Here is a 14208-nt window from a genome sequence, read left to right on the forward strand (position 1 = left end):
CGATGTCCCAGCGACATCTCGACTTAAACCGCACTAATTTAGGAGTCAATCGATGAAGACTGTCGGCGACAAACTCGAAGCATTCTCGGTAGAAGCTGCCAAGCCTGGCTTCAACAACCACGAAGAAAACGGCGTCTCGGCTTTCGAAACGATCACCGAAGCCTCGTTCCCCGGCAAGTGGAAGATCATTTACTTCTACCCGAAGGACTTCACCTTCGTGTGCCCGACCGAAATCGTTGAGTTCGGCAAGCTGGCCAACGACTTCGCAGAGCGTGACGCTGTCCTGCTCGGCGGTTCGGGCGACAACGAATTCGTGAAGCTGGCATGGCGTCGTGAGCACAAGGACCTGAACAAGCTGAATCACTACTCGTTCGGCGACACGACCGGTGCCCTGATCGACCAACTCGGCGTGCGCGACAAGGCCGCCGGCGTGGCCCTGCGTGCCACGTTCATCGTTGACCCGGACAACGTCATCCAGCACGTTTCGGTGAACAACCTGAACGTCGGTCGCAACCCGGAAGAAGTGCTGCGTATTCTGGACGGTCTGCAAACGGACGAACTCTGCCCGTGCAACCGCGCTGTTGGCGGTGCAACGCTGTAAGCGTCGTCTTGTGAAGCCCGCGAAAGCGGGCTTTTTCAGCCCAAAGCAATAGGAGAAATTTATGGAATTCATCACCGCGATTAAGGCGCAAATCCCTGACTATGCCAAGGACATCCGCCTGAACCTCGACGGCACCATCGCCCGCTCCTCGCTGGAAGGCAACGATGCCGTTGGTGTGGCCCTCGCCGCCGCCTTTGCAGCCAAGAGCCAGCCGATCATCAAGGCGATTCGCGAATCCGGCGTACTCGCTCCCGAAGAGCTGGAAGGCGCGTTGACCGCTGCCGCGCTCATGGGCATGAATAACACGTGGTATCCGTATCTCGAGATGGCCGACAACGCCGAACTGAAGAACGAGAAGGCCCAGCTTCGCATGAACGGCTACGCCACGCGCGGGGGCGTCGATCAACGTCGTTTCGAGATGTACGCACTGGCGGCATCCATCATCGGCAAGTGCCACTTCTGTGTGAAGTCGCACGCCCACTTGCTCGCCGCCGAGCACGGGATGAGTACCGCGCAACTGCGTGACGTCGGCCGTATCGCCGCCGTCGTCAATGCCGCCGCCCAAGTCATCGCCGCCGAGGCTGCCTGAGTCCGCAAGCGCTGAAGCCCCCATGCGCCGAGGCCGGCGCAAACCGCCAAAGCGACAACGGCGCTACCGGGTTCAACCGGTAGCGCCGTTGTGCGTGATGGATTGTGCTGCCCGCCCGTCACCGCGTTGCGTGCAGCGCCGCTATCACCTCAGCCGGCCACGAGCAGGGCTGCCGCCTGCGCTTCAATCCCTTCCTGACGGCCGAGATAGCCCAGCTTTTCGTTCGTCTTCGCCTTCACGTTCACCTGACCGACGGTGACGCCCAGCGCGTCGGCAATCGACTGCGTCATCGCGGCGATATGGGGCGCGAGCTTCGGCGCCTGCGCAATCACCGTGCAGTCGACGTTGACGACCTCATAGCCCTGCTCACGCACGCGCCGCATGGCTTCCTGGAGCAAAACCACGCTGTTCGCGCCCTTGAACGTGGGATCGGTGTCGGGAAAGTGGCGTCCGATGTCGCCCAGCGCCGCCGCGCCGAGCACGGCATCGGTGATGGCGTGCAGGAGCACGTCGGCGTCGGAATGGCCGAGCAGGCCGCGATCGAACGGGATGGTCACGCCCCCCATCACGAGCGGGCGTCCCGGCACGAGGGCATGCACGTCGTAGCCCTGGCCGATGCGCAGCTTCGACAACATCGCGAGCGGAGAATGAGAAACAGCTTGTTCAGTCATGGAGAGTCGCCAAATGCGAAAGAATGCGGGGTGTCGTTTCGGAGCTGCGGCGCATGCCGAGCCCTCACACGGACTTGGCAGCGCCGAGGAAGGCCTCGGCGAGCGCGAAATCTTCGGGATAGGTCACCTTGAAGTTGCGCAGGCTGCCGCGAACGAGCTTCGGCGCGTGGCCGATCCGTTCGATGGCGCTGGCTTCGTCGGTCACTTCGGCCCCCGAGGCGAGCGCGTCTTCCAGCGCGTGACGCAGCATGCCGAGGCGAAACATCTGCGGGGTCTGCGCCTGCCAAAGGCCGTCGCGCGACTCGGTCGCCTGCACGGCCGCCAACCCACCCTTCGCCGTCGGCGCCTGCTCGCGCTTGAGCGTATCGGCCACTGGCAAGGCCAGGATGCCGCCGACCGGATCGTCGCGCAGCGCCTCGACCAGCGCGCGAATCAGCGCCGGCGTAATGCCGGGACGCGCCGCATCGTGCACCAGCACCCAGTCGCTGTCCTGCGCCCCGAACTCGGTGAGCGCCTGCAGCCCGCCAAGCACCGACGCATGCCGCGACGGCCCGCCGCAACGTCGCACCGCAAAACGCAGCGGACCGAAGCGCCTGCCGTCGAAATGATTGTCGTCGGGCGCCAGCACCAGCACGGTCTGAGCGAACTCGGAGCAGGCGTCGAACGCGGCGAGCGCATAGTGCAGCATGGCGCGTCCGCCCACGCTTCGGTATTGCTTGGGCACGTCGGCCCCGGCGCGTACACCCGCCCCGGCACACGGGATGACGGCAAAAAGTCGGTCGCTCACAATAAAACGCAGGTAAGAGGAAAGCAGGGATTTTATAATAGACGCTGACTGTCACGGGGCCCCATGCGAAAGGAGCCCCGTGCTTTGCCATTTCTGCAACGTTCCTCTATGTCCGCCGCCAACGCTCTATCCCGTAATACCGCGCCTGTGCCGCTCGTGAAAGCGGGACAGCGTTATGCCTTTGCCGGCTCGCACGCGTCGAGCGACGCCCTGCTCATCGCCCGCTATTTCAACGACAACCGCGAGCGCCTGCCGTTGCTCGCCGTCGTGTGCGCCCAGGCCACCGATGCCCTGCGCCTGCAGCAGGAACTCACGTGGTACGCGCCCGACGCCCGAGTACGGCTGCTGCCCGACTGGGAAACGCTGCCGTACGACACGTTCTCGCCACATCAGGATCTCGTCTCCGAACGGCTCGCCACCCTGCACGACCTCGGGGAGAAGCGCTGCGACATCGTCCTGGTGCCCGCCACCACTGCGCTCTACCGCATGGCCCCCGCGAGCTTCATGGCGGCCTACACGTTCTTCTTCACGCAGGGCGAGCGGCTCGACGAAGCACGCCTGAAGTCCCAACTGACGCTGGCAGGCTACGAGCATGTGAGCCAAGTGATGCGGCCCGGTGAGTATTGTGTGCGCGGCGGACTGATCGACCTGTACCCGATGGGCTCCGCCCTGCCGTATCGTCTCGATCTGTTCGACGACACCGTCGACAGCATTCGCGCATTCGACCCCGACACGCAGCGCAGCCTGTATCCGGTCAAGGAAGTCCGCCTGCTGCCCGGGCGCGAATTCCCGTTCGACGACGCTGCCCGCACCGCCTTTCGCGGGCGCTGGCGCGAAGTGTTCGAAGGCGACCCGACCCGCAGCCCGATCTACAAGGACATCGGCAGCGGCGTGCCGTCGGCCGGCATCGAGTATTACCTGCCGCTGTTCTTCGACGAAACCGCCACCCTGTTCCACTATCTGCCTGCCGACGCCCAACTGGTCTTCGTGGGCGATCTCGACGCGGCCATCCACCGTTTCTGGAACGACACGCGTCAACGCTACAACTTCCTGTCGCACGATCGCGAGCGGCCGGTGCTGCCGCCCGAGCAACTGTTCCTGCTCGATCAGGACTTCTTCACGCTCGCCAAGCCGTTCGCCCGCCTGACGCTGCCTACGCCGAACGACGGCAGTTGGGCCATCCCGTTGCCGGCACTGGCCATCAACCGTCGTGCCGACGACCCGCTGGCCGCCCTGCGCGCCTACCTCGCCCGCACACCAGCCCGCGTGCTGCTGTGCGCCGACTCGGCCGGCCGGCGCGAGACGCTGCTGCAACTGCTGCATGACCATGACCTGCGCCCATCGTCCGTCGAGTCGTTCGAAGACTTCCTGACATCAGACGCTCGCTTTGCCATCGGCATCGCCCCGCTGGCCGCAGGCTTCCTGCTGCCGACGGAAGATCTCGCCTTCATCACGGAGAACGAGCTTTACGAAGGCCTCGCACGCCGCGCCGGCAAGCGCCGCCAGGAGCAGGCAACGTCGGTCGACTCGATGGTGCGAGATCTGGCCGAACTCAAGGTGGGCGACCCGGTCGTTCACAGCCAGCACGGCATCGGTCGCTATCAGGGCCTGGTCAGCATGGATCTCGGCGAAGGCGAGACCGAATTCCTGCATCTCGAATACTCGGGCGACAGCAAGCTGTACGTGCCCGTTTCGCAGTTGCATCTGATCTCGCGCTACAGCGGCGCCGATCCCGATACCGCACCGCTGCACTCGCTGGGCTCGGGCCAATGGGAAAAGGCGAAGCGCAAGGCGGCGCAGCAGATTCGCGATACCGCGGCCGAACTGCTCAACCTGTACGCCCGTCGTGCCGCGCGTTCCGGTTACGCGTTCGAACTGTCGCCGCGCGACTACGAGAAGTTCGCCGATAGCTTCGGCTTCGAGGAAACGCCGGATCAGGCGGCCGCCATTGCGGCCGTGATGAGCGACATGACGAGCGGCCGTCCGATGGACCGCCTCGTGTGCGGCGACGTCGGCTTCGGCAAGACCGAAGTGGCCTTGCGCGCCGCCTTCATTGCCGTGCTCGACGGCAAGCAGGTCGCCTTGCTGGCCCCGACCACGCTGCTCGCCGAACAGCACGCGCAAACCTTCTCCGATCGTTTTGCCGACTGGCCGGTACGCATCGCCGAACTCTCGCGCTTCAAGACGACCAAGGAAGTGAACGCGAGCGTGAAGGCCATCAACGAGGGACAAGTCGATATCGTGATCGGCACGCACAAACTGCTGTCGAACGACATCCAGTTCCAGCGTCTGGGCCTCGTCATCATCGACGAAGAACATCGTTTCGGCGTGCGGCAGAAGGAAGCCCTCAAGGCGCTGCGTGCCGAGGTGGACGTGCTCACCCTGACCGCCACCCCGATTCCCCGTACGCTCGGCATGTCGCTCGAAGGCCTGCGCGACTTCTCGGTCATCGCGACCGCACCGCAGAAGCGTCTGGCGATCAAGACCTTCGTGCGCCGCGAAGAGGATGGCGTCATCCGCGAAGCCATGCTGCGCGAACTCAAGCGCGGCGGACAGGTGTACTTCCTGCACAACGAAGTCGAAACCATCGAGAACCGCAAGGCACAGTTGGAAGCCCTGGTGCCCGAGGCCCGTATCGTCGTGGCGCACGGACAAATGCACGAACGCGATCTCGAACGCGTGATGCGCGACTTCGTCTCGCAGCGCGCCAACGTGCTGCTGTGTACCACCATCATCGAGACCGGCATCGACGTGCCGACCGCCAACACGATTCTGATGCATCGCGCGGACAAGTTCGGTCTGGCGCAATTGCACCAGTTGCGCGGGCGCGTCGGGCGCTCGCACCACCAGGCCTATGCCTATCTGCTCGTCCACGATCCGAAGGCGCTGACCAAGCAGGCACAGCGGCGTCTCGAAGCGATTCAGCAGATGGAAGAACTCGGCGCGGGCTTCTATCTCGCGATGCACGACCTGGAGATTCGCGGCGCGGGTGAAGTGCTGGGCGACAAGCAATCGGGCGAAATTCACGACATCGGGTTCCAGCTCTACACCGACATGCTGGCCGACGCCGTGAGCGCACTGAAAGCCGGACGCGAACCGGATCTCACCGCGCCGCTCTCGGCGACCACCGAGATCAATCTGCATGTCCCGGCCATCTTGCCGAGCGACTTCTGCGGCGACGTACAGGAGCGCCTCTCGCTGTACAAGCGCCTGGCCAACGGCACCCACGCCGACGCCATCGACACGATCCAGGAAGAACTCGTCGATCGCTTCGGCAAGCTGCCGCAACAGGCGCAGGCGCTGATCGAGACGCACCGCCTGCGACTGCTCGCCAAGCCACTGGGTATCGTCAAGATCGACGCGAGCGAAGACGCCATCGCCCTGCAATTCGAGCCGACCCCGCCCGTCGATCCGATGCGCATCATCGCGCTGGTGCAGACGCATCGCCATATCAAGCTCGCGGGACAGGACAAGCTGCGCATCGAAGCAAAGCACGTGCAACTGACCGATCGCGTCCGCGCGATCAAGGAGACACTGCGCGCGCTCGGCACGCCGAACGCCGAAGCGGCCTGACGCTCGCATGCCCCGGGGCAACCCAAGCCCGCCCAGGGTTTCCCACCCGACGGGAATGGTTGTTCACTCAACCTTTTACGTCTAAATTGTTTTTGAGTAATATTTCCCCAGTACCGGTACGTAGCGACGTATGACTGGAGATTCCCGGAGATTCGAATGACAAGCGCTTCCCCCCAAGCCATCGCCCCGCAGGTTGCCAACGAGGCCCAGCCGGCATCGCTCGACTGGATCACGAAGCTGGTCAGCATCGACACCACCAGCCGCGAATCGAACCTCGGCCTGATCGAGACGGTGCGCGACAGCCTCAAGCACGCTGGCGTCGAGCCGTGGTTGTCTTACGACGCCACCCAGCGCAAGGCCAATCTGTTCGTGACGCTGCCGGCCGCGGATGGCAACACCCAGGGCGGCATCGTGCTCTCGGGCCACACCGACGTGGTGCCGGTCGACGGTCAACCATGGGACACCGATCCATTCAAGCCGGTGGTGCGCGACGGCAACCTGTACGGCCGCGGCACGTGCGACATGAAGGGGTTCATCGGCTCGGTCATGACGCTGCTGCCGGAAATGCGCGACGCCAAACTCAAGACGCCGTTCCATTTCGCGTTCTCCTACGACGAGGAAATCGGTTGCGTGGGCGCACCGGTCATGCTCGCCGCATTGCGTGAGCGCGGTATTCGCCCGGACGGCTGTATCGTCGGCGAGCCGACGAGCATGCGCGTGATCGTCGCTCACAAGGGCATCAACGCCTACCAGTGCTGTGTGCGCGGTCATGCGGCGCACTCGTCGCTCACGCCGAAGGGCTCGAACGCGATCGAATACGCCGCGCGCCTGATCTGCTACATCCGCGATCTGGCCGATCACTTCAAGCAGAACGGTCCGTTCGACGAGTTGTTCGACGTGCCGTTCACCACGGCGCAGACGGGCACGATCTCGGGCGGTATCGCCCTCAACACGATTCCGGCGCTGTGCGAGTTCGTCTTCGAATACCGCAACCTGCCGGGCGTGGATGCCGACGGCATCTTCCAGCGCATTCAGCAATACGCCACGGACGAGTTGATCCCGAAGATGCAGAAAGAGCACCCGAACGCGGGTATCGAGTTCAAGCGGATTGCCGCGGCCCCGGCACTGGACGCTTCGGAGCAGGACGCGATCACGCAACTCGTGCGCGCGCTGACCAAGGACACCGACAAGCGCAAGGTCGCTTATGGCACCGAAGCCGGTCAGTTCCAACGCGCAGGCGTGCCGTCGATCGTGTGCGGCCCTGGCAATATCGAACAAGCCCACAAGCCCAACGAGTTCGTGTCGCTCGAACAGATCGCGCAGTGCGAATCGTTCCTGCGCAAGTTGATCCACAGCAACACCGTCGGCGTCTGAACCCACGCCCGACTCGCGCAGGCCGGCGCGTCGACGAACGTTTGACCGGGCCGTATTCCGACTGCCGGATGCGGCCCGTTGCCTTGCAACATGCCTTACGCAGTAGCAGACGCCTATCGCAAGGGCGCACAGGACATTCCTCCGCAAGATAACAATCACGTACGCCAGACAGGTATTGGAGATCTCGCCCATGAGCGCAAGCGCAGCCCCCAACGCGACGGCCCCGGCCGCCCGCACTTCCCCGCACGCGTGGCGTGTGATCGTATCGGCCTCGATCGGTAATGCGCTCGAGTGGTTCGATCTCGTGGTGTACGGCTTTTTCGCCGTGACCATCGCAAAACTGTTCTTCCCGACCGGCAACGACACGGTATCGCTGCTGCTCACCCTCGGCACGTTCGGCGTGTCGTTCTTCATGCGGCCGCTGGGCGCCATTGTGATCGGCGCCTATGCCGACCGCGCCGGTCGCAAGGCGGCCCTCACCCTGTCGATTCTGATGATGATGGTCGGCACGCTGCTCATCGCGCTCATGCCCACGTACGCCACCATCGGCGTGCTGGCACCGGTCGGCATCGTCATCGCCCGCATGGTGCAGGGCTTCTCGGCGGGCGGCGAATTCGGCAGCGCCACTGCGTTTCTCGCCGAGCACGCACCGAAACGCCGCGGTTTCTTCTCGAGCTGGCAGGTCGCCTCGCAAGGGCTGACCACGCTGCTCGCCGCGGGGTTCGGCGCGCTGCTGACCGGTAATCTGTCGCCGGAGGCCATGATGTCGTGGGGCTGGCGCGTGCCGTTCTTCTTCGGCCTGCTGATCGGCCCGGTCGCGTATTACATTCGCCGCCGTCTGGACGAGACGCCCGAGTTCCTCGACATCGAGCCCACGCAAAGCCCGCTGCGCGACACGTTCGCGAGTCAGAAGGAACGGCTGCTGCTCGCCATTGGCGTGGTTGTGATGGCCACCGTGGCGACGTACCTGGTGCTCTACATGCCGACGTATGCCGTGAAGCAACTGGGCCTGCCGTCGTCGGCCGCGTTCTCGGCGGTACTGCTCACCGGCGTGGTGCAACTGATCGTGGCGCCCATCGTCGGCCACTGGTCGGATACGCATGGCCGGATCAAACCGATGCTCACGGCCGCCGTGGCATTGCTGGTACTGGTCTACCCGATGTTCAGCCTCCTCGATGCGCACCCGACGTTCGGCGCGCTGATGGTGTTCCAGATCGTGCTCGGCCTGCTGATGACAACGTACTTCGGCGCCCTGCCCGCCCTGCTCACGGAATTGTTCCCGGTGCAGGTGCGCACCACCGGCCTCTCGCTCGGGTATAACATCGCAGCAACGGTGTTCGGCGGTTTCGCCCCGTTCATCATCACGTGGCTCATCGGCGCTACCGGCAACAAGCTCGCGCCGAGCTTTTATCTGATTTTCGCTGCCCTTATCAGCATTACCGCGCTGCTGCGCACCCGTAAGCTCGGCCTGCGCTGATTTCAGCGACGGCCCAGCGCCCCCGGGCGCCGAGGCGCACATGCGTTCACCGGTGTGCGCCCGTCCCCGGGGATTCCACGACTACGGAGACCCTGTCCAAGTGACGCAACCGACCCCTGCCCCGCACGCCGAAACCATCGACACGCAACCCGTTCCGACCCGGGACGCCATTGCCGCACTCCACGAAAAGCTGCGCCCCTATGTGCGAACCACGCCAGTGTTCACGCGAAGCGACTTTCCGACGCTGGGCGACACGCAGGTGACGTTCAAGTACGAGCTGCTGCAGGCATCGGGGACGTTCAAGGCGCGCGGCGCGTTCTCGAACCTGCTCTCGCTCGACGAAGCGCAGCGCAAGGCGGGCGTGACGTGCGTATCCGCCGGCAATCATGCCGTAGCCGTCGCCTATGCCGCGCGCGCGATGGGTGTCGGGGCCAAGACGGTCATGCTCAAGACCGCCAGCCCGGCACGCTCGTCCCTGTGCCGCGAATACGGCGCGGATCTGATGTTGGCGGAGAACGTGCATGAGGCGTTCGAGGTGGTCAAGCGCGTGGAGCAGGAGGAAGGCCGTTACTTCGTGCATCCTTTCAACGGTTACCGCACCGTGCTGGGTACGGCCACCCTCGGCTACGAGTGGGCGCAGCAAGCCCCCGACCTCGACGCCGTGATCGTGCCCATCGGTGGCGGCGGGCTGATTGCCGGGGTGGCGACAGCGTTCAAGCTGTTCGCCCCGCACGTGCAGGTGTATGGCGTGGAGCCGGCGGGTGCCGATGCGATGGCACAGAGCTTCGCCGCGGGCGGTCCGGTCAAGATGGGGCCGATGAGCGGCATTGCCGACAGCCTGATGGCGCCGCACACCGAGCTTTACAGCTACACGCTGTGCCGACGCCATATCGACGAACTGGTCACCGTCACCGACGACGAGATGCGCGCGGGCATGCTCACGCTGTTCCGCCAACTGAAGCTCGCCGTGGAGCCCGCATGTGCCGCTGCCACCGCCGCATTGATGGGGCCCCTGCGCGAAAAGCTCATGGGCAAACGCGTGGGCGTCCTGCTGTGCGGCACCAATACCGACACGGCAACGTTCAACCGGCACATCGAAGCCGCCCTCGCGGCGGAAGCGAACGGCTGAGCGGCGTCGCGCTGCCTTCGCACGGCATCACGCCGCAGCCGCACCCCGACGCGACCCGACGGTCGCGTCGTCGCTTGGCCTGCGGCCGCTTCCGGCATTTTCCAGCAACGTCACCAGGATTTCGCATGTCCGCCACCGCCCCCACGCCGCCTGTCTTGCTGCTCGACGCCACGCAAATCGCCGCGCTCATGCCCGTGGCCGACGCGATTCCCGTCATGTCCAATATGTTCGGCGCGCTGGCCCGCGAGCAGATTCACCTGCCGTTGCGTCAGATCATTCGCCCACCGGAAGCGCTCGGGGCCAAGGGCATGCTCGGCATGATGCCTGCGTTCCTGGGTGGCACGGCGTCCGGCATGCCAGTCTACGGCGCGAAGGTCGGCACCTTCTTTCCCGGCAATAGCGCCCAAGGCAAAGATCCGCATCAAGGGTGCGTGCTGTTGATGAGCGGGCTGACGGGGGAACTCCTAGCGGTCATGAACGCGGCGGAGATCACGGGCATTCGCACTGCCGCCGTGACGGGGCTCGCGACACGTCAGCTCGCCCGCCACAACGCCAGCCGTCTTGCGCTAATCGGCGCCGGTCATCAGGCGCACTGGCATCTCGCGGCACTCGCCGCGGCGCGCGAGCTGCAGCACGTGCGCGTGGCGAGCCGCTCGCTCGCCACGGCACAGGCGTTTGTCGACAAGGAGCAGCCGAACTACGGCTTTCGCCTCGAAGCCGCGCAGAGCGTCGAAGCAGCCGTGCGAGACGCCGACATCGTGGTCACGGTGACCAACGCCACGGAACCGGTGCTGCAAGCGGACTGGATCGCGCCGGGCACGCACGTCAATCTGGTGGGCAGCAGCACGCCGCGTCACCGCGAGGCCGACACGGCGCTCATGGCGCGCGCGCAACTGTTCGTCGACCGGCGCGAGTCGACGATCAACGAATCCGGCGACTATCTCGCCGCCGCTGCCGAGGGCAGCATCGGACCGGCCGATCTGCTCGCGGAACTCGGCGAGCTGGTCATTGGCCATCATCCCGGGCGCACCGATGCCGAAGCCGTCACAGTCTTCAAGTCGCTTGGCATGGGGGCGCAGGACGTTGCCCTTGCCGCGGCCCTGTATCAACGCGCGCAAGCCGCAGGCATTGGCACAAGCGTCGCGATCTGAAGGTCCGACGCGCCGGTGACAACGGCGGCCCACGAGGGCGACGGGCTGACGAACACAATGTCCGGATCGGTCCGGTTCCGGTCTGGAGGCGGCCTGTCGAGGCGTCAGGGGACGCCGTAAGATGGTGCCATCGGTTCCCACCTCACGGAGAGTCCCTCATGTCGCAAAGCCAAGCTGCCCACACCGCCCGTACCGCCCTGCTCGTCATCGACGCCCAGGAGTCGTTTCGCCAACGCCCGTACTGGCGTGAAGACGATCTCGCCACGTATTTCGACCGTCAGCAGGCCCTCGTCGACGGCGCCGTGGCGCGCGGCGTGCCGATCGTGCAGGTCTTCCACATCGGATCGGGCGCGTTCTCGCGCGATTCCGGCTTCGTTCGCACGCTCGAAGAACTCCATATCGCCCCGGCGTTCACGGTGGACAAGGTCAAGCATAGTGCCCTGGCCGGCTCCACGCTCGGCGCGTGGCTCGTCGAGCATGGCATCACGCGCCTGATCGTCTCCGGCATCCGTACCGAGCAATGCTGCGAGACAACCACGCGCGCGGCGTCCGACGCGGGTTACGCCGTGGACTTCGTCACCGAAGCCACCCTCACGTTCCCGATGCAGCATCCGCGCACCGGGCGTGAGCTGTCGGTGGCCGAGTTGAAGGAGCGCACGGAAACGGTGCTCGTCGATCGCTTCGCACGCATCGTGACGGTTGAGGAAGCGCTCGCCGCGGTGTAATGTCGTGATCAACCCGCCTTGCCCCCGCTGTCCGAATCCGACCTGAATGCCTGCCGCCATGCCGCGACTGCAACCCGTCTACCTGCTGGTCATGCCCGACGCGCTGCTGCTCGACGTGGCGGCCCCCGCCGAAGCCTTGCGCATGGCCAATCACCAGCAGGACGACGTGCGCTTCGTGTTGCACTACGTCGGCACACAGCGCTCAGTCGCCACCTCGATCGGCTTGTACGTCTCGCCGCTCGACATCTTGCCGGACAACGTTCCCGACGACGCCTGGCTGGTCGTCACGGGAACCGTCGAGAAGCCACTGCCGGTATGGGCGGCGGACGGCGGCACGACACCTGACCATTCTGCGGTGCCCACCGAAGACGCCGAATCCCTTGCCATCGCGTGGCTTCGGCGGGTCGTGCGCCCCACGCATCAATTGGCCTGCATCTGCACGGGCGCCTTGCTGGCCGCGCGCGCAGGACTGCTCGACGCCCGCGCCTGCACCACGCACCACGGCAGTTGCGACGCCCTGCGCGCGCTGGCCCCCAGCGCCCGCGTGGCCGACAATCGACTTTACGTGCATGACGCAAACGTGTGGACGAGTGCCGGCGTCACGACCGGCCTGGATCTGATGTTGACGCTCATCGCCGACGCCACCGGCCCGTTGTGTGCGGCAGCCGTCGCGCGGCAGATGGTCGTCTACGCCCGGCGCGCGGGCGCCGACCCGCAGTTGTCCCCGTGGCTCGAAGGCCGCAACCATCTGCACCCGGCGTTGCATCGCGTGCAGGATGCCATCGCCGCCGATCCCGCGCACGACTGGACACTTGCCTCGATGGCGGACATCGCCTGCGCCAGCGAACGGCACGTGACGCGACTCTTTCGCGAGCACGCCGGCGTCGCGCCCATCGATTACCTGCATCGGCTGCGCATCGCGCTCGCGCGCGAGATGCTCGGCAACAGCCAGCTCGACCTGGAACATATCGCCGAGCGCACCGGCTTTGGTTCGAGCCGACATCTGCGACGCGTCTGGCACAAGTTCGATGCACTCCCGCCGAGCCGCGCACGCCGTATCGCGCACGACGGCTGAAGCAAGGCATCCGGGAGATGCGCGAAGCCCGAGATGGCGGGACATCGTGGGGAAACGTCGGGAAACCAGCGTCGGCTCGCCGCAACCCGGTAGAATGTCGATCGCACGCAAAACGCAAGACTCTCGACTTCAAGATGGCCAACGATCTCGTCATTCTGGGCGGCACCCCGCCCACTACGTCCACTACGCCCACCGCCCCCGCCACGACCTTCCCGCCGCATCTGCAGGCGGCTGTCGGCGCCTTCGTACCCGGCGCCAACGTCACATTCACGCCAGGCGCGGCGCGTATTGCCGATGTCGTCGACACGCCCGCCCTGCGCGCGGCGATGGGGGCGTTCGCACAGCAGCACGAAGTCGACACCGTGCTCGTCGACAGCCACCGACGCCTCACAGACTTCAAGCTCGTGGCCATGGACATGGACTCGACGCTCATCACCATCGAGTGCATCGACGAAATTGCCGACTACTGTGGGCTGAAGGCGGAAGTCTCGGCCATCACGGAAGCCGCCATGCGCGGCGAGATCAAGGACTTCAACGAGAGCCTCACGCGGCGCGTGGCACTGCTCAAGGGACTTGACGCGAGCGCCCTGGAAAAAGTCTTCGACGAGCGCCTGCAACTCTCGCCCGGCGCCGAAACCATGTTGCGCGGCGTTCAGGCACTCGGCATCCGCACGCTGCTGGTGTCCGGCGGCTTCACGTTCTTCACGGAGCGACTGAAGGCGCGTCTGAACCTGGATGTCGCCCGCGCCAATACGCTGGAGATCGTCGACGGCAAGCTCACGGGCCGAGTGCTCGGCGAGATCGTCAACGCCGAGGTCAAGGCGCGCACCGTGACCGAAGTGGCGACACAGCTCGGTGTCAGCGCTGCTCAGGCAATCGTCATGGGCGATGGCTCGAACGACCTGCAGATGATGGCCATCGCCGGGCTGTCGGTGGCGTTTCGCGCGAAACCGGTGGTGCGGGAGAAGGCGTCTGTCGCGTTGAATTACGCAGGTCTGGACGCCCTGCTCTCGCTGTTCCGCAAGGACTGACATCGCCGGCGCGATGCGCCGACGA

The 14208-nt window shown here is 65.2% G+C and carries 12 protein-coding genes; 10 read left to right on the forward strand and 2 right to left on the reverse strand.

All coding sequences use genetic code 11. The annotated features are described in order from the left end of the window. Positions 1-52: 52 nt before the first annotated feature. Both PCE31106_RS19780 and PCE31106_RS19785 read left to right on the forward strand, forming a co-directional pair. Positions 53-601 (forward strand): peroxiredoxin, encoded by a 549-nt coding sequence (locus PCE31106_RS19780; protein ID WP_017234080.1) that lies wholly within the window; start codon positions 53-55, stop codon positions 599-601. A 61-nt stretch (positions 602-662) separates the two neighbouring features. Then, positions 663-1190, forward strand: coding sequence for a carboxymuconolactone decarboxylase family protein (locus PCE31106_RS19785; protein WP_017234079.1), 528 nt, complete (start codon positions 663-665; stop codon positions 1188-1190). A gap of 149 nt (positions 1191-1339) precedes the next feature. On the opposite strand, the gene ispF is transcribed toward PCE31106_RS19785, so the two are convergent. Together ispF and ispD are read right to left on the reverse strand one after the other, a co-directional pair. Further along, positions 1340-1825: a 2-C-methyl-D-erythritol 2,4-cyclodiphosphate synthase gene (gene ispF, locus PCE31106_RS19790; RefSeq protein WP_150564489.1), complete on the reverse strand. Its 486-nt coding sequence runs from the start codon at positions 1823-1825 to the stop codon at positions 1340-1342. A 100-nt stretch (positions 1826-1925) separates the two neighbouring features. Next, a complete protein-coding gene (ispD, locus tag PCE31106_RS19795; protein ID WP_150550100.1) occupies positions 1926-2648 on the reverse strand; it encodes a 2-C-methyl-D-erythritol 4-phosphate cytidylyltransferase in 723 nt (240 codons plus the stop codon). 108 nt (positions 2649-2756) lie between these two features. Between ispD and mfd the strand changes: the two genes are divergently transcribed. The 8 genes from mfd (at position 2757) to serB (ending at position 14183) form a co-directional block, all read left to right on the forward strand. Further along, positions 2757-6221: a transcription-repair coupling factor gene (mfd, locus tag PCE31106_RS19800; RefSeq protein ID WP_150564455.1), complete on the forward strand. Its 3465-nt coding sequence runs from the start codon at positions 2757-2759 to the stop codon at positions 6219-6221. A 156-nt stretch (positions 6222-6377) separates the two neighbouring features. Continuing rightward, the gene (gene argE / locus PCE31106_RS19805) at positions 6378-7595 is read left to right on the forward strand and encodes an acetylornithine deacetylase (RefSeq protein WP_017234075.1); all 1218 of its coding nucleotides are present in this window, start codon (positions 6378-6380) and stop codon (positions 7593-7595) included. Positions 7596-7785: 190 nt separating this feature from the next. Continuing rightward, a complete protein-coding gene (locus tag PCE31106_RS19810; protein ID WP_017234074.1) occupies positions 7786-9072 on the forward strand; it encodes an MFS transporter in 1287 nt (428 codons plus the stop codon). 100 nt (positions 9073-9172) lie between these two features. Then, positions 9173-10201, forward strand: coding sequence for a threonine/serine dehydratase family protein (locus tag PCE31106_RS19815; RefSeq protein WP_150564456.1), 1029 nt, complete (start codon positions 9173-9175; stop codon positions 10199-10201). Between the two features lie 125 nt (positions 10202-10326). After that, positions 10327-11352, forward strand: a complete 1026-nt coding sequence (locus tag PCE31106_RS19820; protein WP_150564457.1) for an ornithine cyclodeaminase family protein — start codon at positions 10327-10329, stop codon at positions 11350-11352. Between the two features lie 158 nt (positions 11353-11510). Next, positions 11511-12077, forward strand: a complete 567-nt coding sequence (locus tag PCE31106_RS19825) for a cysteine hydrolase family protein (protein ID WP_150564458.1) — start codon at positions 11511-11513, stop codon at positions 12075-12077. Between the two features lie 58 nt (positions 12078-12135). Next, positions 12136-13152: a GlxA family transcriptional regulator gene (locus tag PCE31106_RS19830; protein WP_150564459.1), complete on the forward strand. Its 1017-nt coding sequence runs from the start codon at positions 12136-12138 to the stop codon at positions 13150-13152. A gap of 134 nt (positions 13153-13286) precedes the next feature. After that, entirely contained in the window at positions 13287-14183 is an 897-nt protein-coding gene (gene serB / locus PCE31106_RS19835) for a phosphoserine phosphatase SerB (RefSeq protein ID WP_017234069.1), read from the forward strand. Positions 14184-14208 lie beyond the last annotated feature (25 nt).

Source organism: Pandoraea cepalis (assembly GCF_902459665.1).
Classification (GTDB): domain Bacteria; phylum Pseudomonadota; class Gammaproteobacteria; order Burkholderiales; family Burkholderiaceae; genus Pandoraea; species Pandoraea cepalis.